At 73.1% G+C, this 24,923-nt stretch carries 23 protein-coding genes and 2 pseudogenes; 4 read left to right on the top strand and 21 right to left on the bottom strand.

All coding sequences use genetic code 11. The features are described from left to right. Positions 1 to 65: 65 nt before the first annotated feature. The 8 genes and pseudogenes from ACWDVG_RS29900 to ACWDVG_RS29865 form a co-directional block, all read right to left on the bottom strand. Positions 66 to 419, bottom strand: a complete 354-nt coding sequence (locus ACWDVG_RS29900; protein WP_451703798.1) for a PRC-barrel domain containing protein — start codon at positions 417 to 419, stop codon at positions 66 to 68. Positions 420 to 564: 145 nt separating this feature from the next. Then, positions 565 to 1,578 carry a TIGR03842 family LLM class F420-dependent oxidoreductase gene (locus tag ACWDVG_RS29895; RefSeq protein ID WP_451703797.1) on the bottom strand — a complete coding sequence of 338 codons (1,014 nt, stop codon included), beginning with the start codon at positions 1,576 to 1,578 and terminating at the stop codon, positions 565 to 567. A gap of 11 nt (positions 1,579 to 1,589) precedes the next feature. Next, positions 1,590 to 2,993 (bottom strand): dihydropyrimidinase, encoded by a 1,404-nt coding sequence (gene hydA, locus ACWDVG_RS29890; protein ID WP_451703795.1) that lies wholly within the window; start codon positions 2,991 to 2,993, stop codon positions 1,590 to 1,592. A gap of 14 nt (positions 2,994 to 3,007) precedes the next feature. Further along, positions 3,008 to 4,288 (bottom strand): aspartate aminotransferase family protein, encoded by a 1,281-nt coding sequence (locus tag ACWDVG_RS29885; RefSeq protein WP_451703793.1) that lies wholly within the window; start codon positions 4,286 to 4,288, stop codon positions 3,008 to 3,010. Beyond that, a complete protein-coding gene (locus tag ACWDVG_RS29880) occupies positions 4,285 to 5,127 on the bottom strand; it encodes a nitrilase-related carbon-nitrogen hydrolase (RefSeq protein WP_451703792.1) in 843 nt (280 codons plus the stop codon). Before ACWDVG_RS29880 ends, ACWDVG_RS29885 begins: the two co-directional genes overlap by 4 nt. 313 nt (positions 5,128 to 5,440) lie before the next feature. Next, positions 5,441 to 6,874 (bottom strand): UL36 very large tegument protein, encoded by a 1,434-nt coding sequence (locus ACWDVG_RS29875; protein ID WP_451703790.1) that lies wholly within the window; start codon positions 6,872 to 6,874, stop codon positions 5,441 to 5,443. A 103-nt stretch (positions 6,875 to 6,977) separates the two neighbouring features. Continuing rightward, a pseudogene (locus ACWDVG_RS29870) lies at positions 6,978 to 7,358 on the bottom strand (PPOX class F420-dependent oxidoreductase). 57 nt (positions 7,359 to 7,415) lie between these two features. Beyond that, positions 7,416 to 7,667 carry a helix-turn-helix domain-containing protein gene (locus ACWDVG_RS29865; protein ID WP_451703788.1) on the bottom strand — a complete coding sequence of 84 codons (252 nt, stop codon included), beginning with the start codon at positions 7,665 to 7,667 and terminating at the stop codon, positions 7,416 to 7,418. Between the two features lie 51 nt (positions 7,668 to 7,718). Here ACWDVG_RS29865 and map point away from each other — a divergent pair, with 51 nt between their 5' ends. Continuing rightward, positions 7,719 to 8,486, top strand: coding sequence for a type I methionyl aminopeptidase (gene map / locus ACWDVG_RS29860; protein ID WP_451703787.1), 768 nt, complete (start codon positions 7,719 to 7,721; stop codon positions 8,484 to 8,486). 46 nt (positions 8,487 to 8,532) lie between these two features. Here the strand turns inward: map and ggt are convergent, their stop codons facing one another. Then, complete coding sequence (gene ggt / locus ACWDVG_RS29855) at positions 8,533 to 10,335, bottom strand: gamma-glutamyltransferase (RefSeq protein ID WP_451703785.1); 1,803 nt, start codon at positions 10,333 to 10,335, stop codon at positions 8,533 to 8,535. 120 nt (positions 10,336 to 10,455) lie between these two features. Between ggt and ACWDVG_RS29850 the strand changes: the two genes are divergently transcribed. After that, entirely contained in the window at positions 10,456 to 11,283 is an 828-nt protein-coding gene (locus ACWDVG_RS29850) for a hypothetical protein (protein WP_451703783.1), read from the top strand. Here the strand turns inward: ACWDVG_RS29850 and ACWDVG_RS29845 are convergent. Continuing rightward, positions 11,258 to 12,502, bottom strand: a pseudogene (locus ACWDVG_RS29845) (cytochrome P450); the annotation flags it as partial. The gene ACWDVG_RS29850 and the pseudogene ACWDVG_RS29845 overlap by 26 nt on opposite strands. Before the next feature lie 152 nt (positions 12,503 to 12,654). On the opposite strand from ACWDVG_RS29845, the gene ACWDVG_RS29840 reads away from it, so the two are divergent. Continuing rightward, positions 12,655 to 14,223 carry an alpha/beta fold hydrolase gene (locus tag ACWDVG_RS29840; RefSeq protein WP_451703801.1) on the top strand — a complete coding sequence of 523 codons (1,569 nt, stop codon included), beginning with the start codon at positions 12,655 to 12,657 and terminating at the stop codon, positions 14,221 to 14,223. 38 nt (positions 14,224 to 14,261) lie between these two features. Here ACWDVG_RS29840 and ACWDVG_RS29835 read toward each other — a convergent pair whose 3' ends face one another. The 11 genes from ACWDVG_RS29835 to ACWDVG_RS29785 all read right to left on the bottom strand — a co-directional run bounded on the left by ACWDVG_RS29835 (position 14,262) and on the right by ACWDVG_RS29785 (position 24,568). Continuing rightward, positions 14,262 to 15,119, bottom strand: a complete 858-nt coding sequence (locus ACWDVG_RS29835) for an amino acid ABC transporter permease (protein WP_451703781.1) — start codon at positions 15,117 to 15,119, stop codon at positions 14,262 to 14,264. After that, complete coding sequence (locus tag ACWDVG_RS29830) at positions 15,116 to 15,760, bottom strand: amino acid ABC transporter permease (RefSeq protein ID WP_451703780.1); 645 nt, start codon at positions 15,758 to 15,760, stop codon at positions 15,116 to 15,118. Before ACWDVG_RS29830 ends, ACWDVG_RS29835 begins: the two co-directional genes overlap by 4 nt. A 17-nt stretch (positions 15,761 to 15,777) precedes the next feature. Beyond that, complete coding sequence (locus ACWDVG_RS29825; protein ID WP_451703778.1) at positions 15,778 to 16,776, bottom strand: glutamate ABC transporter substrate-binding protein; 999 nt, start codon at positions 16,774 to 16,776, stop codon at positions 15,778 to 15,780. A gap of 17 nt (positions 16,777 to 16,793) precedes the next feature. Further along, positions 16,794 to 17,540, bottom strand: a complete 747-nt coding sequence (locus ACWDVG_RS29820; protein ID WP_451703776.1) for an amino acid ABC transporter ATP-binding protein — start codon at positions 17,538 to 17,540, stop codon at positions 16,794 to 16,796. Between the two features lie 204 nt (positions 17,541 to 17,744). Next, a complete protein-coding gene (locus tag ACWDVG_RS29815; RefSeq protein WP_451703775.1) occupies positions 17,745 to 18,182 on the bottom strand; it encodes a DUF6278 family protein in 438 nt (145 codons plus the stop codon). Between the two features lie 70 nt (positions 18,183 to 18,252). Beyond that, a complete protein-coding gene (locus tag ACWDVG_RS29810; RefSeq protein WP_451703774.1) occupies positions 18,253 to 19,032 on the bottom strand; it encodes an exodeoxyribonuclease III in 780 nt (259 codons plus the stop codon). Positions 19,033 to 19,071: 39 nt separating this feature from the next. Beyond that, entirely contained in the window at positions 19,072 to 19,704 is a 633-nt protein-coding gene (locus tag ACWDVG_RS29805; protein ID WP_451703772.1) for an MBL fold metallo-hydrolase, read from the bottom strand. Positions 19,705 to 19,724: 20 nt separating this feature from the next. After that, positions 19,725 to 21,014, bottom strand: a complete 1,290-nt coding sequence (pcaDC, locus tag ACWDVG_RS29800) for a bifunctional 3-oxoadipate enol-lactonase/4-carboxymuconolactone decarboxylase PcaDC (RefSeq protein WP_451703770.1) — start codon at positions 21,012 to 21,014, stop codon at positions 19,725 to 19,727. A gap of 56 nt (positions 21,015 to 21,070) precedes the next feature. After that, positions 21,071 to 22,105, bottom strand: coding sequence for an ABC transporter permease (locus ACWDVG_RS29795; RefSeq protein WP_451703768.1), 1,035 nt, complete (start codon positions 22,103 to 22,105; stop codon positions 21,071 to 21,073). 131 nt (positions 22,106 to 22,236) lie between these two features. Continuing rightward, the gene (locus tag ACWDVG_RS29790) at positions 22,237 to 23,193 is read right to left on the bottom strand and encodes a sigma-70 family RNA polymerase sigma factor (protein ID WP_451703767.1); all 957 of its coding nucleotides are present in this window, start codon (positions 23,191 to 23,193) and stop codon (positions 22,237 to 22,239) included. Between the two features lie 10 nt (positions 23,194 to 23,203). After that, on the bottom strand, positions 23,204 to 24,568 hold the full coding sequence (locus tag ACWDVG_RS29785; RefSeq protein WP_451703765.1) for an NAD(P)/FAD-dependent oxidoreductase: 1,365 nt from the start codon (positions 24,566 to 24,568) through the stop codon (positions 23,204 to 23,206). A 212-nt stretch (positions 24,569 to 24,780) separates the two neighbouring features. Here ACWDVG_RS29785 and ACWDVG_RS29780 point away from each other — a divergent pair. Next, positions 24,781 to 24,923: beta-galactosidase (locus ACWDVG_RS29780; protein WP_451703799.1), on the top strand; the 143-nt coding region annotated here is incomplete at its 3' end.

Below are 24,923 nucleotides of genomic sequence, written 5' to 3'. Positions count from 1 at the left end.
GTCCGCCCCGCAGACGCGGGGCGGACCAGCGGCGTATCAGGCCCCGCCCGTGGAGGGCGCCCGCCTCACCTGCTGCGGGCGGCCTCCAAAAAGTACGCGGCCACGTCCTCCCGGTACTGCCCGTCGGCGCGGTCGGTCCCGGAGAGGTGCTGGGGGGCGTCCTCGACCTGCCCCCGCGTGAGGGCGAGACGAATGGTCTTCTCGTCCGGTTCGCACCGGACGACGGCGCTCGCGGGGACCAGCAGCTTTCCGAAGATCCACGCTCCCGCGTCCAGGACCAGCCAGGCGTCGCCCGCCTCCTCGGAGTGTTCGTCCACGCGCCCCACGAACCCGTCGGTGGCCATCACGCTCCAGCCGGCCAGGTCCGTGCCGGTCCGGTGCCCACAGGTCGGGCTGTAGTCCCACAGGTTGTCCGCCACAACGGTGCTCCTTCGCTCTCGGGCCCGGTACGGACGCGCTGCGCCGCCCCGGCCGGTCGACTGACCGCGTGCCCGCCGCCCGGGAGCCGACACCCCTCGGCCGGCCTTCGTCGCGCGAGGTCGGCCAGGGCGTCAACCAGGGACGTCAGCGAAGAGCGGGGATGATGTCGGAGCCGTAGGCGTCGATGGTGCCCTCTCTGTTGTCGTGCATGTCGTAGACGGCGAACTGGTCGACGCCGAGGTCCTTGAGGTGCCGCAACTTGTCGATGTGGGCCTCGGCGGGGCCGATCAGGCAGAAGCGGTCGACGATCTCGTCGGGGACGAAGGCGGTGTCGGGGTTTCCGGCGCGGCCGTGGTGGCTGTAGTCGTAGCCGTGCCGGTTCTTGATGTACGCGGTGAGCTCCTCCGGCACCATGCCGGAGTGCTCGCCGTACTTGTCGACCAGGTCGGCGACGTGGTTGCCGACCATGCCGCCGAACCAGCGGCACTGGTCCCGGGCGTGGGCGAGGGCCTCGGGCGAGTCGTCCGCGGTCACGTACGCGGGGGCGGCGACGCAGATCGTGAGGGCGTCCGGGTCCCGGCCGGCGTCCCGCGCCGCCTGCCGGACCGCCTTGACCATCCACTCGGTGAGGAACGGGTCGGCGAGCTGGAGGATGAACCCGTCCGCCTTCTGCCCGGCCAGGGCGAGGGCCTTCGGCCCGTACGCCGCCATCCAGACGGGCAGCTTCCCCTGCGTGATCCAGGGGATGCGGATCGGGCTGCCGTCGACGGTCGCCTCGCGGCCCTCCGCCAGGTCGCGGATGACCTCGATGGCCTCGCCGAGCCGGGCCAGGGTGTTGGGTTTGCGGCCGGCGACCCGCATCGCGGAGTCGCCCCGGCCGATGCCGCACACCGTGCGGTTGCCGTACATGTCGTTGAGGGTGGCGAAGGTGGAGGCGGTCACCTCCCACGTGCGGGTGCCGGGGTTGGTCACCATCGGCCCGACGTGCAGCTTCGTGGTGTTGGCCAGGATCTGGCTGTAGATGACGAAGGGCTCCTGCCAGAGCACGGCGGAGTCGAAGGTCCAGCCGTAGCGGAAGCCGTTGCGCTCCGCCCGGCGCATCAGGCCGACGACCTGCGACGCCGGCGGGTCGGTCTGCAGGACGAGTCCGAAGTCCACGTCGGGATCTCCTAGTTCAGGTACTGGCAGGTGGCACGCGGGGTGAAGACGCCGTGGCCGGCGCGGCCCACGAACTTCCGCTGGTCGATAACGGGTTCGCCGCGGGAGAGGACCGTCTCCACCTGGCCAATGACCGTCTTCCCCTCGTACGCCGAGTAGTCGACGTTCATGTGGTGGGTCTCCGCCGACAGCACCTGCGTCGCGTGCGGGTCGTAGATGACGACGTCGGCGTCCGCGCCCGGCGCGATCGTCCCCTTCTGCGGGTAGAGGCCGAACATCCGGGCCGGGGTGGCGCAGGCGATCTCGATCCAGCGGCGGCGCGAGATGTGCCCGTCCACGACCGCCTGGTGGAGCAGGTCCATGCGGTTCTCCACGCCCGGCAGACCGTTCGGGATCTTGGAGAAGTCGCCTCGGCCCAGCTCCTTCTGCCCCACGAAGCAGAACGGGCAGTGGTCGGTGGAGACCACCTGGAGGTCGTTGGTGCGCAGGCCCCGCCAGAGCGCCGCCTGGTGCTCCTTCGGGCGCAGCGGCGTCGAGCAGACGTACTTGGCGCCCTCGAAGTCCGGCTCCGCGAGGTTGTCGGTCGACAGGAAGAGGTACTGCGGGCAGGTCTCGCCGAAGACCGGGAGGCCCTTGTCCCGCGCCGCCGCCAGCTCCGCCACGGCCTCCTGCGCCGACACGTGGACGACGTACAGGGGCGCTCCGGCGACCCGGGCGAGCTGGATGGCCCGGTGCGTCGCCTCGGCCTCCAGGAGGGCCTTGCGGACCTCGCCGTGGTAGCGGGGGTCCGTCTCGCCCCGGGCGAGGGCCTGTTCGACGAGGACGTCGATCGCGATGCCGTTCTCGGCGTGCATCATGATCAGCCCGCCGTTGTCGGCGGAGCGCTGCATGGCGCGCAGGATCTGCCCGTCGTCGCTGTAGAAGACGCCGGGGTACGCCATGAAGAGCTTGAACGAGGTGACGCCCTCCTGGACGAGCCGGTCCATCTCCTTGAGCGTGTGCTCGTTCACGTCGGAGAGGATCATGTGGAAGGCGTAGTCGACCGCGCAGACGCCGTCGGCCTTCTCGTACCAGGTGTCGAGCCCCTCGCGCAGCGGCCGGCCGACGGTCTGGACGGCGAAGTCGACGATGGTGGTGGTGCCGCCCCAGGCCGCCGCGCGGGTGCCGGTCTCGAAGGTGTCGGAGGCTGAGGTGCCGCCGAAGGGCAGTTCCATGTGGGTGTGGGCGTCGACGCCGCCGGGGATGACGTACCGGTCGGTGGCGTCGATGGTGCGGTCGGCGGTCCAGCCGGCCGTCGCGTCGGAGCCGTGCGCGGCGAGGGCGGCGATCCGGCCGTCCTCGATCAGGACGTCGGCGTGGAGCTCGTCGGCGGCGGTGATCACGAGGCCGCCGCGGATGAGGGTGCGGGTGCTCACGGGTTCCTCCCGGGTTACAGGGACCGGAGGGCCTGTTCGAGGATCGCGGCGCCCTCCTCGGCCTCGGCGACGGTGAGCGAGAGCGGGGGCGCGACGCGCAGGGCGCTGGTGTTGTGGCCGCCGCCCTTGCCGATGAGCAGGCCGTTCTCCCGGGTGGCCTCCAGGACGGCGCTCGCGGCGCCGGGGTCCGCCCGCTCGGTGCCGGGTTCGGTGAGTTCGACGCCGATCATCAGACCGCGGCCGCGGACCTCGCGTACGGCGTCGACACCGGCGGCCACGCCCCGGAGCCGTTCCAGGAGGAGTCCGCCGACGCGGCGGGCGTTGCCCTGGAGGTCGTGGTCGAGGAGGTACGCGAGGTTGGCGAGGCCCGCGGCCATGGTGACGGGCGAACCGCCGAAGGTGGAGATGGAGTTGGCGTCGAGGCAGTTCATGATCTCGGCGCGGGCGACGACTCCGCCGATCGACATGCCGTTGCCGATGCCCTTGGCGAAGGTGAGCATGTCGGGCGGTCCCGCCTGGCCGTGGGCCTGCCAGCCCCAGAAGTTGTCGCCCGTGCGGCCCCAGCCGGTCTGCACCTCGTCGGAGATCCAGAGGGTTCCGTGGCGGTCGAGGACGCGGCGGAAGGCGGCGTAGAGGCCGTCGGGCGGGGAGGTGAAGCCGCCGACGCCCTGGACAGGTTCGGCGATGAGGGCGGCGACGTCCCGGGTGTGCCCGAGGAGGTCCTCCAGGTCGGCGACGCAGGCCTCGGTGAACCGCTCGTCGGTGTACTGGGCGTACGGGCCGCGGCTGCGGACGCCCCCGTGCACGTACAGGGTCTGGAGCGGGGAGAGGCCGGTGGGCGACCAGGAGCGGTTGCCCGTGATGCCGACGGTGGAGAAGGAGCGGCCGTGGTAGCTGTTGCGCATCGCCAGGATCTGGTTCGAGCGGCGGTACGCGGTGGCGAGGAGGAGGGCCGTGTCGTTGGCCTCGGTGCCGGAGGTGGTGAAGAAGACGCGGGCGTCGGGGATGCCGGAGAGGGCCGCGATCCGCTCGGCGAGCTCCACCATGGGGCGGTTGAGGTAGAGCGTGGAGGAGTGGATGATCCGGCCCGCCTGCTCGGCGACGGCCTTGGTGACCTCGGGCAGGGCGTGCGCGGTCATCGTGGTGAGGATGCCGCCGAAGAAGTCGAGGTACGCGCGGCCGTCGGCGTCCCAGACGCGGCGGCCCTCGCCGTGGGTGATCTCGATCGGCTCGTCGTAGTAGAGGGCGAGCCAGTCGGGGGCGACGGCGCGGTGGCGGTCGTGGAGGCTGCTCACGGCGTCACCAGCCCGTCGTACGCGTCGGGGCGCCGGTCGCGGTAGAAGGCCCACTGCTGGCGGACCTGCTCGATGAGGCCGAAGTCGAGGTCGCGGACGATGAGTTCCTCCTCCTTGTCGGAGGCGACGTCGCCGACGAACTGGCCGCGGGGGTCGACGAAGTAGCTGGTGCCGTAGAAGTCGTTGTCGCCGTACTCCTCGATGCCGACGCGGTTGATGGCGGCGACAAAGTACTCGTTGGCGACGGCGGCGGCGGGCTGTTCCAGCTGCCAGAGGTAGGAGGAGAGGCCGCGGTGGGTGGCCGACGGGTTGTAGACCAACTGGGCGCCGTTCAGCCCGAGTTGGCGCCATCCCTCGGGGAAGTGGCGGTCGTAGCAGATGTAGACGCCGACCCGGCCGACGGCGGTGTCGAAGACGGGCCATCCGGCGTTTCCGGGCCGGAAGTAGTACTTCTCCCAGAAGCCCTTGACCTGCGGGATGTGGTGCTTGCGGTACTTGCCGAGGTAACTGCCGTCGGCGTCGATCACGGCCGCGGTGTTGTAGTAGAACCCCTCGCCCTCGACCTCGAAGACGGGGACCACGATCACCATGCCGGTCTCCCGGGCGAGGTCCCGCATCCGGCGGACGGTGGGGCCGTCCGGGACGGGCTCGGCCCAGCGGTAGTGCTCCGGCTCCTGGACCTGGCAGAAGTAGGGGGCGTTGAACACCTCCTGGAAGCCGATCACCTTGGCGCCCTGCCGGGCGGCCTCCCGGGCGTGCTCCTCGTGTTTGGCGATCATGGATTCGGTGTCGCCGGTCCAGGTCGCCTGGACGAGCGCGGCGCGTACGACGTCGGTCATGAGCTGCTCCTTCGGCACGGCGTCAGAGAGCCTCTACGCACGTAGACGCGATGCGTAGGAGGAGAACGTAAGCCCCGTCACACCCCGGAGCAAGACCACCGCCGTGAAGCGGTGGAGTCGATCATGTTTCATACCCGAGTGGTCCACTCCGGACACCTACCGACACATACGGATAGATGTGCGGAAGGGGATGTGGAGTGGGCCGGGCGGGGTCTCCGGGCGGGACGCACAGGCAGGGCGGACCCGCGGTCGGGGCGGGACGCGCCAGTACGCGCCCTCGGGCCGGGACCCGCTGTCAAGCCGGGACCCGCTGTCAGGCGCCCGCCAGGCCCGCGACGCGCAGCGCGTGCAGCAGGTCCCGCTCGCGCGCCGTCGAGACCGCGCGGGCGGCCGCGCGGAGTTGGGGCACGAGTCCGTGCGGGTCGGCGGCGGCCAGCCGGGCCGCGTCCTCCGGGGGCCGGACCCGCACGAAGGCGGTGAGCAGGGCGTGGGCCTCCCGGTGGTGCGCCTCGGCGTGCAGGGCGGCGCACGCCCCCGCCAGCTCCTCGACCGGGCGGGCCACGCCCTGCCGCAGGAGCTGCGCGCAGTCGTCCGTCCGGCCCGCGTCGGCGAGGGCTCCGGCGACGGCGGCGAGCCGCTCGGGGGCCAGCGAGGCCGCCTCCCAGAGGAGGGTGGCCCAGTCGGCGGCGAGCCCGGCACGGTGCAGCTCCTCGGCGAGGGCCGGGAGCCGGGCGGTCGGCCCGGCGAGGGCCTCGCAGAGCAGGGCGTGCGCGTCGCCGCTGCGGCCCTGCGCGCGCAGCCGCCCCAGGGCGTGGACAGCGTCGGCGGCCGCGCGCGCACCCTCGGCGGACGCGGCGGACGCGGCGAGCGCCGAGGCGGCGGCACCCGGGGGCGGATCCGCGGGCGCCTCGGCTGCCCCGCCGAAGCGGGCGCCGCGCAGGGCCCCGCCCCCGGCGGGCAGCGAGGGCAGGCTCAGCAGCGCGGCCGGGACCGGTGCCGCTTCTTCCTCTGCCTCCTCCAGCCAGGCGTACCGCGCGCCGCGGGGGCGACGGCGCCCCGGAGCGGCGGTCCCCCGGCCGGGAGCCTCGGCCGCGCCAGGGCGGGCGCCGGCCTGATCGAGGCGGTCGCGGCCCCCCGGTCCGGCCGCCTCGCCCGCCCCCGCGGCCACCCCCGGCACGGTCCCCGCGGTCACCCCCGGCACGGTCCCCGCGGCCACCCCTCGCACGGGCCCCTCGGGCTCACGCGCCCCGTCGAGGCGGGCCAGGTGCGCCAGTCGGGCGTCGAGGTCCGCGGTGCGGGCCGCGGCGCGGGCGTGGTCGTCGCGCGTCCACGCGAGGTCGTGTTCCAGCCGGGCCACGTCCTCAGGCGTGCGCGCCGCGCGGAGCCGTTCGGCCAGCTCCCGGCTCCGGGTCTGGGCGTACCGGCGCTCGTCCTCCATCAGCCGCCGGCGCTCGGCGAGTGCCCGCGTGGCGCCGGGGCGCCGGTCGTGGGCGGCCGCGGCCGCCTCGTACAGCGCCCTGCCGTGGACGGCGGCAGGTCCGCCGGAGGGTTCGCCCGCGTCCTGGAGCAGGGACTCGACGACGTCCCAGGGCAGGAGTTCCGTACCCTCGAAGCAGGCGCGCAGGCCGTCCGGGTCGCGCTCGGCGAAGACGGCGTACCAGCCGTCGTCCACCCTGATGCGGCCCGCGAGCTCCGTCAGCCACCGAGTGAACGCGGCGACTTCCACCGGAAGTTGATGTACCGTCATGCGCTTCGCACCTGCCCCGCCGTCGACTGGAACCTTCCGGTCCGCGGGTATTGCACCGCAGTCGTGTTACGGGGCGACTACGGACGGTTTTCGTCGGTGTGCCTCAGAGGGTCACGACGATTCCGGTGTGCGGACGCTTCCCGAGCCGGGCGACCGTCGCGGGCAGGTCGACGAACCAGAACTGCCAGGTGTACTTGCGGCCGATGAGCCGCCTGATCCGGCGCAGCTCCTCCCCCGTCACGAGCCGGGCCTCGCCGGTGACCCGCTGGGCGCCCTCCGGGACGTTCCCGCGCACGTCGCAGACGGCGAGTTCGACCCTGGGGTCGTTGCGGAGCCGCTTGACCTTCCAGGAGTCGGTGCGGGTTCAGGCGTACAGCTCGGAGCCCTCCACGGCGTACCAGACGGGCGTGGCGACCCCCGTTCCGTTCTTCCGGAAGGTGGTCAGGCTGACGTAGCGGCCGCGGCGCAGCTCCTCGGGCATCATGCCCGGCAGCCTATGCCGGGGCGGACGGGAGCCGCGCGGAGGCTCCCGGGACCGGGCTCAGGCGGGCAGGAGGGCGCAGTTCGCCACGAGGTCGTCCAGCGAGAGTCCGAGGACGCCGGAGAGCGCGGCGACCGTGAAGAAGGCCGGCGTGGGGGCGCGGCCGGTCTCGATCTTGCGGAGGGTTTCGGCGGAGAGGCCCGCGGCGGCGGCGATCTCGACCATCGAGCGGTCGCCGCGCGCCTCGCGCAGGATCAGGCCGAGCCGCTCGCCGCGCTCACGCTCTTCGGGAGTCAGGGGGGTGCGCACCATGACCCCATCATACCGCCCCGACCCCATTCTTATACCGGTATAGTAATGGGCATGGTGGAGATCAAGACGAACGAGTCCCTGGCGGCGATGCGCGAGTCCGGCCGGGTGGTCGCCCGCGCCCTCGCGGCCGTACGGGAGAAGGCGGCGCCCGGCGTCACGGCGGCCGAGCTCGACCGCGCGGCCCGCGAGGTCCTGGCCGAGGCGGGGGCGGGTTCGCCCTTCCTCGGCTATCACCCGGACTGGGCCCCGACGCCCTTCCCCGCGGTCCTGTGCCTCTCGGTCAACGACGCCATCGTGCACGGCATCCCGGACGGGACCCGGCTCGCCGACGGCGACCTGGTCTCCGCCGACTGCGGCGCCCTGCTCGGCGGGTGGGCGGGCGACGCGGCCGTGAGCTTCACGGTCGGCCGGGCCAGACCCGAGGACACCCGGCTGATCGCCGCCGCCGAGGAGGCCCTGGAGGCGGGCATCGCGGCGGCCGTCGTCGGCAACCGCATCGGCGACATCGCCCACGCGATCGGCCGGGTCTGCCGCCGCGCGGGGTACGGCATCCCGGACGGCTTCGGCGGCCACGGCATCGGCCGCACCATGCACGAGGACCCGGGCGTCCCCAACGAGGGCCGCCCGGGCCGGGGCATGCGGCTGCGCCACGGCATGGTGCTCGCCATCGAACCGATGCTCGTCGCAGGCGGCGGCGACGACCACTACACGGCGCGCGACGGCTGGACGATCCGCACGGCCGACGGCTCCCGCGCGGCCCACGCGGAACACACGGTCGCCGTCACGGACGCGGGCCCGCGCGTCCTGACGGCACTCTGACCCCGCACGGGCACGGGGCCAGGGCACCGAGCACCTACCAGGGGTGTCACCGCACCGGGTGCACCACCATCGCCGAGCCGCCGCCGCGGCGGGTGGTTTCGGCGGCGGCCGTCCAGCGGCCGTCCGGGTGGCGTTGGACTGCCGTGGCCGCGCCGATTTCGGGGTTCTGGCGGAACGCGTGGCCCAGGGACTCCAGTTCCGCGCGCAGCGGACTGTTCCACAGGGCGGGTTCGAGCTCCGTCGTGGCCTGGTTGCGCTGGCTGGCGCGGGGGGCGGCGATCGCGTCGACCAGCGGGAGGCCGCGGTCGACGACGCCCGTGAGGGTCTGCAGGACGGTGGTGATGATGGTCGCGCCGCCCGGGGAGCCCAGCGCGAGGACGGGGCGGTCGTGGCGGTCGAGGACGATCGTCGGGGAGATCGACGAGCGCGGCCGCTTGCCGGGGCCGGGCAGGTTCGGGTCGTGGACGGCGGGGTTCGCGGGGGCGAAGGAGAAGTCCGTCAGCTCGTTGTTGAGCAGGAAGCCGCGGCCCGGCACGGTGATGCCGCTGCCGCCGGTGGACTCGATGGTGAGGGTGTAGGCGACGACGTTGCCCCACTTGTCGGCCACGGTCAGGTGGGTGGTGTTCTCGCCCTCGTACGTCGTGGGGGCCGCCGTCCCGCCGGTCGCGCACGGCACCGGGTCGCGGGGGTCGCCCGGGGCGAGGGGGCTGGTGAGGGCGGCGTCGTCGCGGATGAGGCAGGCGCGGGAGTCGGCGTACCGCTGGGAGAGCAGCTCGCGGGTGGGGACGGACTCGAAGGCGGGGTCGCCGACCCAGCGACCGCGGTCGGCGAAGGCGATGCGGCTCGCCTCGATGAAGCGGTGCAGGTAGCGCGCCGGGGTGGCGGCGGCGAGGTCGGTGCCCTCCAGGATGTTCAGGGCCTCGCCGACGCTCGTGCCGCCGGAGGAGGACGGCGCCATGCCGTAGACGTCGAGGCCGCGGTACGAGATCTTCGTCGGCCTGCGGGACTCGGTGCGGTACGCGGCGAGGTCGCGCTCCGTCAGGTCGCCGGGGCGGACCTTTCGGGTGGCGCCCTCGCGGACGGGGGGCGTGCGGACGGTGGTGACGATGTCGCGGGCGAGCGGGCCCCGGTAGAGCGCGCCGACGCCTTCGCGGCCGAGGGTGTCGTACGTACGGGCCAGGTCGGGGTTCTTGAAGACGCTGCCGACGGCCGGCAGCTGCCCGCCGGGCAGGAAGAGGGCGGTGGAGGCCGGGAAGTCGCGGAAGCGGGCTTCGTTGGCGGCGGTCTGGGCGCGGAAGGTGGCGTCGACGGTGAAGCCGTCGCGGGCGAGCCGTTCGGCGGGTTCGAGGAGGGTGGAGAGCCGCTTGGTGCCCCAGGCGTCGAGCGCGGTCCGCCAGGTCGCCGGGGTGCCGGGGGTGCCGACGCCGAGACCGCTGGTCATGCCCTCCTCGAAGGGGATGGGCGCGCCGTTCTCCAGGAAGAGTCCGGCGTCGGCCGAACGGGGCGCGGTCTCGCGGCCGTCGATGGTGTGGACGGTACGGCTCTTCGCGTCGTAGTGGACGAAGTAGCCGCCGCCTCCGATGCCCGCGGAGTACGGCTCGGTGACGCCGAGGGCCGCGGCGACGGCGACGGCCGCGTCCACCGCGTTGCCGCCCTTGCGGAGCACCTCGATGCCGGCGGCGGAGGCGTCCGCGTCGACGCTGGCGACGGCGCCGCCGTACCCGACGGCCACGGGCGTCTTGACCGGTGGCGGCGCGGGCGCGGTCTCCGGCGGGGCGGCGGCCCCTACGGAGAGCACCGTCGCGGCGACGGCCACGAGCGATCCGTAACGTGCGGTGGAACCACGCATCCCGACCTCCAGTCAACGACCGTCCGGGCAGCCTAACTTCTGTCCGGCGCCTCCGTCAGGACCGCCGCTTCGAACGTTCGGCCGGTCGGGCCGCCCGGCCAGGCGCTAGCATGCCCGCCCATGGACGAGGACCTGCGCAACATCGTGCTCGGCGTGCTGGCGACGGGCGTCAGCGCGTCCCTTGGCTGGCTGACCCGGACGTATGTCTGGCGTCGGCGGCTCCGGCGCAAGCAGGCGTTCTTCGGGCTGCCCAGCCACTCCGAGTGCCTGCTCGTGGTCAACAGGGAGGCGGGCGGCGTCGGGGCGGTGCACCGCTTCGACGTGTTCGCGCTCCTCGAACTCGCCACGCTCATCAAGGACTGCGGGGCGAACGCGCAGATCGTCCAGCACGACGTGACCCATCTGGGCTTCGGCGACCGTACGGAGTTCTGCCTCGGGGGGCCGTACTCGAACAGGCGTATGGCGGCTCACGTGTCGAGTCTGCTGCCGGGCCTGACCATGGACACGGAGGTCGAGCCGCCGGAGGAGCGCGGCGCGATAGAGGTCGGCGGGGAGCGCTACCGGATGGATCCGGGGACGACCGAGTACGTCGTCCTCGCCCGGGTGAGGGCGGGCGAGGGCGGCCGGCCGGTCTTCCTCTTCTGCGGGCAGCGGGCGATCACCAACCAGGCGGCGACCCGTTACCTCGCCCGTCACCACGAACGACTGGCCCGGACCCACAAGGGCGGCTCGTTCGTCCTCCTCCTCAAGGTGGTCAACTCGCAGGCGTACGGCCCCGACGTGGTGGAGCTGGTCGGCGACGTCACGAGAGCGGCGCTCACCGCTCCGGCCCCGGCCCCGGGGGCGGCGGAAGCGGCCGGGACGGAGGCTGGGGCGAGGGCAGGGGCCGGGACGGGGGCTGGGGCCGGTGCCGGGGCCGGGGGGACCAGTGCACCGGCAGCGTCTTGATCCCGTTGATGAAGTTGGAGACGAGGCGGCGGGGCGCACCGGCGAGGGTCAGTCCGCCGCAGGCGTCGCGCAGCTCCTCGTGGAGGATCCGCAGCTGGAGCCGGGCGAAGTGGGCGCCGAGGCAGACGTGCGGCCCGTCGCCGAAGGAGACGTGCGGGTTGGGAGTGCGCGCCAGGTCCAGCCGGTGCGGGTCCCGGAAGACGCGCTCGTCGAAGTTGGCGGAGGCGTGGAAGACGACGACCTTGTCGCCCGCGGCGATCGGGACCCCAGCGAGTTCGGTGGCGCGGACGGCCGTGCGCCGGAAGGAGATGACCGGCGGGTGCACGCGCAGCAGTTCGTCGACGGCCGTGTCGACGGCGACGTCGCCGCGCCACCACCGCTCCTGCTCGTCCGGGTGTCCGGCGAGGGCGAGCAGCCCTCCGGGAGCGGCGGAGCGGACGGTGTCGTTGCCGGCGACGGTGAGCAGGAAGAAGAACATCTCCATTTCGGCGTCGGCCAGTTCGCAGGCGGCGAGAGAGGTCATGACGTCGTCGGCGGGGTGTTTCCGCTTGTGGGCGGCGAGTTCCCGCGCGTACGCGAACATCTCGGCGAGCAGGGCGGGTGAGCGGGGGTTCACGGGCCGCCCCTCGGCGTCCAGGACGGGTGGTTCGTCGGGGTCCTGGTAGGCGATCACGCGCTCGGTCCAGGTGTGGAGGAGTCCCCGGTCGCTCGCCGGCACGCCGAGCAGGTCGGTGAGGTTGAGCAGCGCGTAGTCGTCGGTGACGGTACGGACGAGGTCGACCTCGCCGTCGGCGGCGCGGGCCTCGTCGGCCGCGGCCGCGATCAGATCGCGGGCCCGCCCGCGCGCGGTGTCGGCGAACCGCTCGACGCGCCCCGGGGTGAAGGCCCGGCTGACGAGCCGCCGCAGCCTGCCGTGGTCCGGCGGGTCCTGGTTGAGCATCATGCGCCGGATGAAGGGCAGGTCGGCGGGGTCGGGGTCCCTGATCTGGGTGGCGCCGAGCGACGAGGAGTACGTCGCGGGGTCCTTGAGGACCCGGACGACGTCGGCGTGCCGCGTGACGGCCCAGAAGCCGGGTCCGGCGGGCCAGCCGAGGACTTCGTACTCCTCCTGTCGGGACACGGGCGCCCGGTCGCGCAGGGCGCGGAAGGCCGGGTGCGGGAGTCCGGAGGCGTAGATCCGCGGATCGAAGACGTCGGGGGCGGGCTCGGCGTGGTCCACGGGCCAAGCCTGGAGCCCGCGCCACGTGCGCGCAATCGTTACCGGCGCGTAACATACCGACCGGTTACCACGGGTAAGCCGTCACGGTTACCGTCGGGTCACTTCGCACCGACCCCACCGGTGACACCAGCGAGGAGTGACCCGTGAGCCCCGTGAGACACCCGCGCAAGGCCTTCCGTTCCGCCTCCGTCGGCGCCGCCGCGGCCGCCCTGCTGGCCGGCACCGCCCTCACCGCCGCCCCGGCCGCGCACGCGGAGGAGTCCGGCATCCGCTTCGTCGACATCGCCGGGGACGGCGGCACCGTCCTCAAGGCGAACGTCGTCACCCCGGCCGGAGCCGACGGCTCCGTCCGCTACCCCGTAATCGTGCTCCCCACCAGCTGGGCCGTGCCGCAGATCGAGTACCTCGCCCAGGCCAAGCAGCTCGCCGACTCCGGCTACGTCGTGGTCAGTTACAACTCGCGCGGCTTCTGGCAGTCCGGCGGTGAGATCGAGACGGCGGGACCGAAGGACATCGCGGACGCCTCCCGCGTCATCGACTGGGCGCTCGCCCACACACCGGCCGACCCCGCCAAGGTCGGCATGGCGGGCGTGAGTTACGGCGCCGGGATCAGCCTCATCGCCGCCGCGCACGACGAGCGGATCAAGGCCGTCGCCGCCCTCAGCGGCTGGGCCGACCTCATCGACTCCATCTACAGCGGGCGCACCCAGCACCTCCAGGCGGCCGCCCTGCTCGGCGGCGCGGGCTTCCTCACCGGCCGACCCGGCCCCGAACTCACCAAGTTGCTGGGCGACTTCCTCTCCTCCAACCTGGCCGAGGAGGAGTCCATGATCGCCTGGGGCCGGAAGCGCTCCGCCGCCACGTACCTGGACCGGATCAACGCCAACGGCACCGCCGTCATGCTGGGCAACGCCTGGGGCGACACCATCTTCCCGCCCAACCAGTACGCGGACTTCTACGAGCGGCTCACCGGACCCAAGCGGCTCGAGTTCCGGCCGGGCGACCACGCCACCGCCGAGGCCACCGGTCTCCTCGGGCTGCCCAACGACACCTGGACCAGCGCCCACCGCTGGTTCGACCACCACCTCAAGGGCCTGGACAACGGCGTGGACCGCGAGCAGCCCGTCCGGCTGAAGCCCCGCTCGACCGGCGGCTACGAGGGCTACCCGGACTGGAAGTCGGTGCAGGCGAACCAGCGGAAGTTCGCCCTCGGCGGCACGCAGCGCGTCTGGGCGAACGTCGACTCCGGGGCCAACGGCGGAGTGGTCCTGCTCTCCAACCTCCTGGACCAGCTGCTGCGGACCCCGCCGACGGTCTCGGTCCCCCTCCTCCCCCGCGCCTTCGCCGGCGTCTGGCAGTCCGAGCGGTACGACACGCCGCAGCGCGTGCGCGGCACGACGCGCCTGCACACCACGGTCACCCCCGCCGAGGAGAGCGGCACCTTCGTCGCGTACCTCTACGACGTCGGCCCGCTGGGCGTCGGCAAGCTGGTGACGAACGCCCCGTACACCTTCCACGGCCGGACCCCCGGGCAGCCCTTCGCCGTCGACCTGGAGCTGTTCTCCACGGCGTACGACGTGCCCGCCGGACACCGGCTCGCGCTGGTCGTCGACACCGTCGACCCGCTCTACATCGAGCACAACCCGACCGGCGCGCAGCTGACCTTCTCCTCCCCCACGGCCGACCCCTCGTACGTGTCGGTGCCGCTGCGGGCGGAGTGATCACCGGCTGCTGCCGGGCGGGCGGGGCTCCTCGCGGGCTACCGGCCGCCCGGCAGCGCCGTCCCCGGCTCGGCCGCGGCGACGTCGACGGCCCGCGTCCTGGGGTTGCGGCGCTCCTTGCGGGCGACCCAGGTCGCGAACCAGGAGAGCAGCATGCACATGCCGATGTAGATCGGCGAGATGACGAGGACGACGGGGATGAACGGCAGGTCGTAGTCGAGGTTCGAGGCGATCAGCTTGCCCGCGTGCAGGAACTCCTCGTAGGTGATGAGGAAGCCGAGCGAGGTGTCCTTCAGGGCCACCACCAGCTGGCTGATGATGGCGGGGAGCATCGCGCGGACGGCCTGCGGCACGAGGACGTAGGTCATGACCTGCGTCTTGCGCATGCCGAGCGCGTGGGCGGCCTCGCCCTGGCCGCGCGAGACGGAGTTCACCCCGGTGCGGAAGACCTCGGCGAGCACCGAGCCGTTGTAGAGGGTCAGTCCGGCGACGAGCGCGGGCAGCGGCTGCACCTTCAGGGCCACGAAGACGAAGAAGATCATCACGAGGACGGGCATGGCCCGGAAGAACTCGACGACCAGGGTGGCGAGCCAGCGCACCGGCCGGTGGTCGGAGAGCCGCCCGGTGGCGAGGAGCGCGCCGAGCGCGAGGGAGAGCACGGACGCGTAGGCGAAGGCCTTGAGGGTGTTCCCGAGGCCCCTGAGGAGCAGCTCCTGGATGCCTTCGTAGAGGAAGGGCGACCACTTGGCGGAGGTGAACTGGCCGGTGTCGAAGAGGAGGTAGAGGATCCAGCCGGCCAGGCCGAGGATGACGACGGTGGAGGCGACGCCGTAGAGGAGGTGGCGGCGGCGGGCGTGCGGACCGGGGATGTCGTAGAGGGCGGTGGCGCTTGTCATCGGGCGACTCCCCAGCGCTTCTCCAGGACGTTGAAGACGGCGCTGATGGTGAGGGTGATGATCAGGTATCCGACGGCGATCCAGACGAAGGTCCAGACGATGTTGTAGCCGAGTTCGCTCAAGGTCCTGTAGGTGCCGAGGAGTTCGGTGACGCTGAAGGCCCCGGCGATGGCGGAGTTCTTGGCGAGGGCGATCAGGGTGGAGCCGATCGGCGGGATCACGGAGCGGAAGGCCTGCGGCAGGACGACGGTGCCGAGCGTCTGGGTGAAGGTCATGCCGAGGCTGCGGGCGGCCTCGCCCTGTCCGCGGGGCACGGTGTTGATGCCGGAGCGCAGCGCCTCGCAGACGAAGGCCGAGGTGTAGCAGCCGAGCGCGAGGACCGCGAACAGCTCGAAGGGCAGTACGAGTCCGAAGCGGGGCAGGCCCAGCATCACCGCGAAGAAGAGGAGGGTGAGCGGGGTGTTGCGCAGGACCGCCACCCAGACCGCGCCGAAGACCCGGAAGGAGCCCACGGGCGCGACCCGGAACGAGGCCATGACGAAGCCCAGGACGAGGGCGAGCGCCGAGGCGTAGACGGTGAGTTCGACGGTGCCGAGGAACCCTTCGCCGTAGAGCGAGAAGTTCTCTGTCAGTACGTCCATGTCAGCTGTGCGGGTCCTCAGTTGGCCGGGTAGCGGTCGATGGGCGGCGGCTGCGGGGCGGGCACCCCGGAGAGGCCGAGGGTGGCGTCGTAGGCCTTCTTCCAGTCGCCGTTCTTCTCGTGCGCGGCGAGGGCGTCGTCGAGGGCGAGGCGCAGCGCGGTGTCGGAGTGCGGGACGCCGATGCCGTACGGCTCCTTGGAGAACGGCTCGCCGACGACCTTGAGTTCGTCGGGGACCTTGGCCGCGTAGCCCATGAGGATGGTGTCGTCGGTGGTGACGGCGTCGACCTGGTAGGTGAGGAGGTTGTCGACGCAGACCGAGTAGGTGTCGTACGCGACGAGTTCTGCCTTCGGGTAGTCCTTCTCGATGCGCTGGTACGGGGTGGAGCCGGCGGCCGAGCAGACGCGCCTGCCGTCCAGGTCCTGGGGGCCCGCGATGTCGTCCTCGTCGGTGCGCACGAGGAGGGACTGGCCGGCCTGGTAGTAGGGCCCGGCGAAGCCGACGAGCTTCTTGCGGTTGTCGTTGATGGTGTAGGTGCCGACGTAGTAGTCGATCTGGCCGTTCTGCAGGGCGGTCTCGCGGTTGGCGGAGGCGATGGTGCGGAACTGGATCGTGGCCGGGTCGAAGCCGAGGGACGCGGACATCATCTTGGCGATCTCGATGTCGAAGCCGGAGTAGCGGCCGGTGGCGGGGTCCTTCTCCCCCATGTACGGCTGGTCCTCCTTGGCGCCGACGACGAGCCGGCCGCGCTGCTTCGCCCGCTTCCAGGTGGCGGAGTCGGGCAGGGCGAAGCCCGACTGAACCTCGTAGACGGGGAGTTCGTCGGGTTGCGGGCCCTTGACGGGCGGGCTGCCCTCGCGGCCGCAGCCGCCGAGCACGCCCGCCGCGGCGAGCAGCAGGGCGAGCGCGGCCAGGGTCCGGCGAGTCCGCCGGGGCGCTCGGGCCCGAGTGGTCGGGTGCGTCCTGTGCGTCCGGTGCGTCCGCCGGGGCGGACGCGTCCGAGGGGTTCGGTGCATGGTGGTTCCCACCCCGGTCAGTGCGTGAGGATCTTGGAGAGGAAGTCCTTGGCGCGGTCGCTGCGCGGGGCGGTGAAGAAGTCCTCCGGCGTCCGGTCCTCGACGATCTTCCCGTCGGCCATGAAGACCACGCGGTTCGCGGCGGAGCGGGCGAAGCCCATCTCGTGGGTGACCACGACCATCGTCATGCCCTCCCGGGCCAGCTGCCGCATGACCTCCAGGACCTCGTTGATCATCTCGGGGTCGAGGGCCGAGGTCGGTTCGTCGAAGAGGAGCGCCTTGGGGTCCATGGCGAGGGCGCGGGCGATGGCGACGCGCTGCTGCTGGCCGCCGGAGAGCTGCGCCGGGAACTTGTCGGCGTGGGCGGCGAGGCCGACCCGGTCGAGGAGTTCGCGGGAGCGCCGGTCCGCCTCCGCCTTCCCGCGCTTGCGGACCTTGATCTGTGCGAGCGAGACGTTGGCGAGGACGGTCTTGTGGGCGAAGAGGTTGAAGGACTGGAAGACCATGCCGACCTCGGCGCGGAGCCGGGCGAGCGCCTTGCCCTCCGCGGGAAGGGGCTGTCCGTCGACGACGATCTCGCCCGACTCCACGGGCTCCAGCCGGTTCATGGCACGGCAGAGGGTGGACTTCCCCGATCCGGAGGGGCCGATGACGACGACGACCTCGCCCCGCCCGACGGTGAGGTTGACGTCCTGGAGGACGTGCAGCGAGCCGTAGTGCTTGTTCACGTCACGCAGTTCGATCAGCGGATCGACGACGGCCATACGCTGCCCTGCCCCATTCTCAGCGGTGTCGAGTCAGCGCAAACTATCCACGAAGAAAAGGGACTTCACGCCAGACACGCATGAAAGGGGAATAAGCCGTATTTACTGCGGAAGAGTGGTCGCGCGTCCGGCCGGGGCCCCGTGAGCGGGGGCGCACGAAGGAAGGCGGGTGCGCGGGGAGAGACCGGACGGGGGCCCGGCCCCTCAGACCTCGGCGGCCTCGGCGTAGACCTGCGAGAGCTCGGGCGAACCGGTCATCGCCCAGTCGAGGCCCGCCTCGACGACCTGGATCTCCCGGCCGGAGGCGAGCCGGACCACGGGACCGCCGCCCGGCCGGACCTGCCAGTGGGCCCCGGAAACGTTCCGCACGACCACCGTGCCGAGGTAGAGCCCGGCGTCGTTCCCGATCCAGGGCAGCTCCTCGGGGTCATCGCGCCAGCGGGGCGGCAGCTGGTCGAGCTCCTGGAGGGAGCGCGGGGTGTCGTCGAGCACCACCCCGGCCCTCTCGACGTGGGCGCGCAGCAGCTCGCACTCGGCGAGCAGCTCGGCGACCCCCTCAGGGTCGCGGTCGAAGGCCGCGACCAGCGGGGACTCCCCGGTCTCGGGCCGCTTGCGCCACTTGTCCAGAAACGGGATGTTCATCCGAACAGCCTCGCACCGCCACCCGCCGGACCACCACCCGGCGCGCGGAGATCGTCCCCGGGGGCGCCGGTCAGACGTCGAGGTCGACGACGACCGGGGCGTGGTCCGACGCGCCCTTGCCCTTGCGCTCCTCGCGGTCCACGTAGCTGTCGCGGACGGCCCCGGCGAACGCCTTGTTGCCGTAGACGAGGTCGATCCGCATGCCGCGGTTCTTCGGGAAGCAGAGCTGGCGGTAGTCCCAGTACGTGAACGGGTGGTCGTACTTGAGCGGGCGCGGCACCACGTCCGCCAGACCGGTCTCGCGCAGCCCGGCGAGCGCGGCCCGCTCGGGTTCCGTGACGTGCGTGGCGCCCTCGAAGAGGGAGATGTCCCAGACGTCCTCGTCGGTCGGCGCGATGTTGTAGTCGCCGAGGACCGCGAAGGGCCGCTCACCGGCCGCGTCGTCCGCCACGGCCGCCTTCAGGGCCTCCAGCCAGCGGAGCTTGTAGGCGTAGTGCTCGTGGGCGACCTCGCGGCCGTTCGGCACGTACACCGACCAGACCCGCACCGGGCCGCAGGTCGCGGAGATCGCCCGGGGCTCCTGCACGCCGTCGTACTCCGGTCCGCCGGGCAGGCCGGTGACGACGTCGTCGAGGCCGACGCGGGAGACCAGGGCGACGCCGTTCCACCGCCCGGTGGCGTTGACCACCGACTCGTATCCCAGGGCGCGCAGCTCCTCGGTGGGGAACTGCTCGGCGGTGCACTTGGTCTCCTGGATGCACAGCACGTCGGTGCCGCTGCTCTCCAGCCAGGCCAGGAGCCGGGGCAGCCGGGCGGTGATCGAATTGACGTTCCAGGTGGCGATGCGCATGGCCGCAAGCCTACTGGCGGGGTGTGACAGTCGGCGGCCTCACAGCTCCGCGGAGGCCCCGGAGGCGAGCCGGGCGTGCTCGGTGCCGCCGAGCTGCCCGATCTGACGGTCGTAGATGGGCCGGGCGAGGTCGGTGAGGAGCGCGTCGTGGATGTCGTACGCCCGCCGGGGGCGGACCTCCCGCACGTAGTCGATGACCTCGGAGATCTTGCTCCAGGGCGCCATGACGGGCAGCAGCAGGGTGTCGACGGGCCGGTCGGGGACGGTGAGCGCGTCGCCGGGGTGGAAGACGGCGCCGTCGACGAGGAAGCCGACGTTGGTGATCCGCGGGATGTCCGGGTGGATCACCGCGTGCAGCTCGCCGTGGACCTCGACGTCGAAGCCGGCCGCGGAGAAGGCGTCGCCGTCCCCGACCGTGTGCACGCGCCCGGGGAAGGCCGCCGAGAGCTGGTCCGCGACGCTGCGCAGGGTCCAGATCTCGGCGGCCGGGTTCGCCTCGAGGGCGGCGCGCAGCCGGCCCTCGTCGAAGTGGTCCGGGTGCTCGTGCGTGACGAGCAGCGCGTCGGCCCCGAGGACGGCGTCCTCCTCGGTGAACGCCCCGGGGTCGAGCACGAGCGTCCGCCCGTCCTTCTCCAGCCGGACACAGGCGTGGGACTTCTTCGTCAGCTTCACGCGGCCAGACTACGACGGGGTCACGCGGGCGGCGTGGTCTCCTCGGCGACGACGCGGCCGACGACGCGCATGGCCGTGTCGGCGGCGGGAAGCCCGCAGTAGACGGCGGCGTGCAGCACGATCTCGCGGAGTTCGGCGGGCGACAGGCCGTTGCGCAGGGCGGCGCGGGTGTGGTCCGCGAGCGCCTCCCGGTGGCCGCCGGCGATCAGGGCCGTGAGGGTGACGACGCTGCGCGTGCGCCGGTCGAGCCCGTCGCGGCTCCACACCTCGCCCCAGGCGTACCGGGTGACCAGTTCCTGGAAGTCCCCGGCGGTCTCGTCGGCGAGGGCCCGGTCCACGTGCGCGTCGCCGAGGATCTCGCGACGCAGCCCGAGGCCCCGGTCGTACGGGTCGGGGCGCCCGGCCTCGGCGGGCTCGGCCGCCGGGGCGGCGGGGGCGGGCTCGGCGGCGGGGACCGGAGGCGCGACGGGTGCGACGGGCGCGACGCGGGCGCCGGGGAAGGGCGGCACGGTCAGGGAGCCGCTGCCCTCCGCGGCCGTCCCGGCGAAGTGCTCGGTGAGCAGCTCGGTCACGGCGGCGGGCTGCTCGACCGGGGCGAGGTGCGAGGCGCCGGGGACGACCGCGAGCCGTGCGTCGGAGATCCCGGCGACCAGCGTGCGGGCTTCGGCGGGGCCGGTGACCTGGTCCTCCGAGCCGACGAGGACGAGGGCGGGGATGCCGATGCTGCCGAGGGCCTCGCGGACGTCGAAGACGGCGAGGGCCTCGCAGGCCGCGACGTAACACGCCGGATCGGTGGTCCGCACCATCTGCACGGCCCAGTCGACGATGGCGGGCTGGGCCCCGGCGAACATCGGCGTGAACCACTGTTCGGGCGCGGTGCGGGCCATCGGCTCCAGGCCGTTGGTGCGGACGATGACTCCGCGCTGCCGGAACTCGTCGGCGGTGCCGAAGCGCGGCGAGGTGGCGACCAGCGCGAGGGAGGCGACCCGGTGGGGGGCGCGCAGGGCGAGGTCGAGTCCGACGGCCCCGCCGAGGGAGCAGCCGGCGTACCCGAAGCGCTGGATCCCGAGCCCGTCGAGGGTGGCGAGGAGCCGGTCGCCGAGTTCGGCGACGGACGTGAAGGGCTGCGCGGGGGCGCCCCCGTGTCCGGGGAGGTCGAACCGCACGACCCGCCAGTCACGGGTGAGCTCCGGTATCTGCCGGTCCCACATGTGCCAGGTGGTTCCCAGGGAGGGCCCCATCACGAGGACGGGGGCGTCCTCGGGCCCGTCGGTGCGGTATTGCAGGGTGTTCGTCGGTGTCTCACTCACCCGCCAGACCCTCTCATCTCTCGGGGGCGCCCCCTAGGGCGGGGGTCGGACACAGACTAGGGGGTGGGCGCCGTGGGCACGGGGGTTACGGCGGGGTGGTCGGGGCGATCGCGGTGGTGAGGGCGCAGGGTGCCGACGAGGAGGAGCGCGGCGCCGAGGGCGAGCCAGACGAGGAGGACCGTCACGGGGTGGGTGGCGCCGTGGCCGTCGAAGAAGGCGGTGGAGCGCAGCAGCTGGCCGCCCGCTCCGGGCGGGAGCAGCCGGCCGAGCTCGCCGGACCAGCCGGGGAGCATCTCCGGGGCGGTCGCCGTTGCCGACAGCGGGTTGCCGATGAGCATCATGGTGACGGCGCCGACGGCGAAGCCGACGGCCCCGAGCAGGGACTCCAGGCCGATGACGGTCAGGGAGGTGGCCGCCACGGTGAGGGCGAGCGCTCCGGCGTTGGCGGCGTAGGAGCCGTCCAGCGAGCCCAGCCAGAACTGCAGGATCGCCGCCACGGCCAGGCCGCCGCAGAGCGCGAAGGCGAGCGCGCCGACGACCCGGCGGGCCGTGCCGCGGACGAGTCGGGTCAGCAGCAGCGCGGCGAGCAGACCGCCCATGACCAGCGGCAGGGCCCCGGCGGTGAGACCGGCGCCGCGCGGGTCGTCGGCCGGCAGGGGGACGAGGTCGCGGGCGGGGCCGGGGGCGGGCGCGGCGGCGCCCCCCTGGTCCGGTGCCCGGCCGAGCGCGGCTCCGACGCCCTGGAGGGTCTGGGCGACCGTCGCACCGGCGGCGGAGGCGACGATGACCCGGGGAGCGCCGCCGGAGCTGACGTCGACGGCTCCGTAGACCTCCCTGTCGCGGATCAACCGCTCGGCCGCGGCGGTGTCGCGCACCTCGGTGACGTCGAAGGCGCCGGGCCGGCTCCGGTCGAGGGCGGCGGTGACCCGTTCGACGGCGGAGGGGGGTCCGGCGACGGCGATGGGCACGTCGTGCACGTCCGACCGCACGGAGGGCCAGGCGAAGGCGGTGAGCAGCAGACCGGTGACGGCCGTGAGCAGGACGACCACTGTGGCCACGGTCGGCCAGGACGAGGGGGTGCGCGTGTCCATGGTTCTCCTCAACCGGCGGTGCGTCGCCGTGAGTTGTCCGTATCGAGGTGTTCGACCTCACGACACCGCGGGACCGCCCGACGTGACGCGATGTGATGCAGGTCACATCGGGCGGGAGTGCGGTTTTCGGCTCACCAGAGGGTGGTGAGCGGAGCATCCGGTACGTGCCGCCGCCAGGCGGCGGCGAGGCGGAGGATCCGGTCGGGTGCGGCGATGCCGCGCACGGCGGCGATCCGGCCCTCGGCGATGTCGAACGTCATGGCGCCCACGACCTGGTCGTCGACGACGAAGAGGAGGGCGGGGGCGCCGTTGACGAGGGCGTGGTGGAGGGCGGGCGCCCCGAGGCGCCGCCGCTTCGCCGGCGTGGGCGTGAAGCCGGCCCGTGCGGCGGCGGCGATGCGCCGCGGGGTGTCGTACCGCAGCAGCGTCGCGACCTGGCCTGCGGCGTTGGAGTCGGAGAGCGCGACGGCGTCGTCGGTGAGCAGCGCGACGAGGCGTTCGGTGCGGCCGGAGGAGGCGGCGGCGAGGAACTCCTCGACGACCCTGCGGGCGGACGCGGGGTCGACCTCCGCGCCGCGTCGGCGCGCGGCGGTGACGTGGCGGCGCGAGCGGTGGAGGTGCTGCTGGCTGGCGGACTCGGTGATGTCGAGGATCTCGGCGATCTCGGCGTGGCTGTGGGCGAACGCCTCGCGCAGGACGTAGACGGCCCGCTCCACGGGGGAGAGCCGTTCCATGAGGGTCAGGACGGCCAGGGAGACCGATTCGCGCTGCTCGAACGTGTCGGCGGGACCGAGCATCGGGTCGCCGTCGAGGAGCGGTTCGGGCAGCCAGGCGCCGACGGCGCGTTCGCGGCGGGCCCGGGCCGAGCGGAGCCGGTCGAGGCACAGGTTCGTGACGACCTTGGTCAGCCAGGCCTCGGGCACCCGGATCCGCTGCCGGTCGGCGGCCTGCCACTGGAGGTACGCGTCCTGGACGGCGTCCTCGGCGTCGGTGGCGGAGCCGAGGAGACGGTACGCCAGCGAGGCCAGCCGGTTGCGGCTGGCCTCGAACCGGCTGGTGTCGAAGCGGTCGACGGCGGCGCTGCCCACGCGGATCACCCTAGGGGGTCCGCGTCGGCCCGGCGACGGCCGTCGTGGGCGACTTCGTGGGCACGGGCTTCGTGGCGGGCCCGGTCGGCGCGGCGGTCAGGCGGTGCTTGCGCCGGGGCAGGCCGAAGGTCGGGTGCGAGGTGGTCCAGAGCGACATCCACAGGATGGCCGCCTTGATGCGCGCGGCCTTCCGGCCGAGCACGTGCTTCGGCTTCGCGCGGCCCTCGTCGTCGACCAACTGCAGGATCGCGTCGCGCCGCCCGAGGCTGATGTGGTTGGCCACGTACTCCAGCGTGACCCGCGGGACCTCGCCACCGGTCAGGCGGGCCACGATCGCCCCCGCGGCCTGCATGCCGGTGTATCCGGCCGAGGCGCAGGACATCGGCAGCGGGCGGCCGTTGTCGCCGATGGCGAGGACGCTGTCACCGACGGCGTAGACGTCCGGGTGGGAGACCGACCGCATGGTGCGGTCGACGACGATCCGGCCGCCCTCGGTCACCTCCAGGCCGCCGGCGGCGGCGAGCGGCGCGACCGCGAAGCCGGCCGCCCACACGGTCACGTCGGACGGTACGACGGTGCCGTCGGCGCACCGCACGCGCGTGTCCTCGACGGCGTCGACCCGGGTGTGCTCCAGGACGGTGACGCCGAGCCGGTCGCAGGCCCGGCGCAGGTGGTCGCGCGCGGCGGCGTCGAGCCGGGCGCCGAGCTCGCCGCGGGCGACCATCGTCACCGCGAGGCCGGGCCGGGACTCGGCGATCTCGGTGGCGGTCTCGATGCCGGTCAACCCGTCGCCGACGACGACCACGCGGCGGCGCCCGGCAGCCCGGCCCTCACGTCCGTCACGTCCGTCACGTCCGTCCGTGCCGCCGGCGCGCTCCAGGCGGTCGAGGCACGCGCGCAGGCGCAGCGCCTCGGCGCGTGCGGCGACGTCGAAGGCGTGCTCGGCCACGCCCGGGACGCCACCGTCGGCGCCGTGGCTGCCGAGCGCGTACACGAGCGTGTCGTACCGGAGCTCCTCGGGACCGTCGGCGCCGGGCGCGTCGGCAGCTCCCGGCCCGACGCCGGTACCGGCTCCGGCTCCGGCTCCGGCTCCGGCTCCGGCTCCGGCGACCGTGACGGCCCTGCGGTCGGGGTCGACCGCGGTGACCGTGCCCAGGCGCAGCCGTACCCCCGTACCGGCGAAGACGTCGGTCAGCGGGGGCGCCTCCACCCGCTGGCCGGCCGCGAGCTGGTGGAGCCGGAGCCGCTGGACGAAGAGCGGCTCGGCGTTGACCACGGTGATCTCGGCGTCAGCGGCGGACAGTCGGCGGGCCAGGGTCCCGGCCACGTATGCCCCGGCGTAGCCGGCGCCGAGAACGACGATGCGGTGCTTCATGTGCTGCTCCTGTCGTTGCGCTTGCTCTCGGGGACTTGAGCGGGACAGCGCGCCGATTGCTGACAGGAATCGCATGTGAGCTGGGTCACAGCGAGGGGGCCGGGCGAGACGAAACGGGCCCGTGACTTGCCAGCGTCTTGATGTTTACGCAAACATAATGTGATCGAGCCCGCGTTCCACCCCTGCGATCCCTGCACAGGAGCACCCCCGCCATGCCTCTTCTCCAGATCGACGACGGCGGCTTCACCCTCGACGGCGAACCGTTCCGGATCCTGTCCGGTGGGTTGCACTACTTCCGCGTGCACCCCGAGCAGTGGGCGGACCGCCTGCGCAAGGCCCGCCTGATGGGCCTGAA

It is taken from the genome of Streptomyces sp. NPDC003327, from assembly GCF_053589515.1.
Note: the sequence above shows the minus strand (reverse complement) of the source record. Positions and strands in the feature narration are given on the sequence as shown.

Excerpts from the sequence above, each read along its gene's own strand:
- ACWDVG_RS29880 (WP_451703792.1), bottom strand. The coding sequence starts at position 5,127 with ATGACCGACGTCGTACGCGCCGCGCTCGTCCAGGCGACCTGGACCGGC.
- ACWDVG_RS29875 (WP_451703790.1), bottom strand. The coding sequence starts at position 6,874 with ATGACGGTACATCAACTTCCGGTGGAAGTCGCCGCGTTCACTCGGTGG.
- ACWDVG_RS29865 (WP_451703788.1), bottom strand. The coding sequence starts at position 7,667 with ATGGTGCGCACCCCCCTGACTCCCGAAGAGCGTGAGCGCGGCGAGCGG.
- map (WP_451703787.1), top strand. The coding sequence starts at position 7,719 with ATGGTGGAGATCAAGACGAACGAGTCCCTGGCGGCGATGCGCGAGTCC.
- ggt (WP_451703785.1), bottom strand. The coding sequence starts at position 10,335 with ATGCGTGGTTCCACCGCACGTTACGGATCGCTCGTGGCCGTCGCCGCG.
- ACWDVG_RS29850 (WP_451703783.1), top strand. The coding sequence starts at position 10,456 with ATGGACGAGGACCTGCGCAACATCGTGCTCGGCGTGCTGGCGACGGGC.
- ACWDVG_RS29835 (WP_451703781.1), bottom strand. The coding sequence starts at position 15,119 with ATGACAAGCGCCACCGCCCTCTACGACATCCCCGGTCCGCACGCCCGC.
- ACWDVG_RS29830 (WP_451703780.1), bottom strand. The coding sequence starts at position 15,760 with ATGGACGTACTGACAGAGAACTTCTCGCTCTACGGCGAAGGGTTCCTC.
- ACWDVG_RS29825 (WP_451703778.1), bottom strand. The coding sequence starts at position 16,776 with ATGCACCGAACCCCTCGGACGCGTCCGCCCCGGCGGACGCACCGGACG.
- ACWDVG_RS29820 (WP_451703776.1), bottom strand. The coding sequence starts at position 17,540 with ATGGCCGTCGTCGATCCGCTGATCGAACTGCGTGACGTGAACAAGCAC.
- ACWDVG_RS29815 (WP_451703775.1), bottom strand. The coding sequence starts at position 18,182 with ATGAACATCCCGTTTCTGGACAAGTGGCGCAAGCGGCCCGAGACCGGG.
- ACWDVG_RS29810 (WP_451703774.1), bottom strand. The coding sequence starts at position 19,032 with ATGCGCATCGCCACCTGGAACGTCAATTCGATCACCGCCCGGCTGCCC.
- ACWDVG_RS29795 (WP_451703768.1), bottom strand. The coding sequence starts at position 22,105 with ATGGACACGCGCACCCCCTCGTCCTGGCCGACCGTGGCCACAGTGGTC.
- ACWDVG_RS29785 (WP_451703765.1), bottom strand. The coding sequence starts at position 24,568 with ATGAAGCACCGCATCGTCGTTCTCGGCGCCGGCTACGCCGGGGCATAC.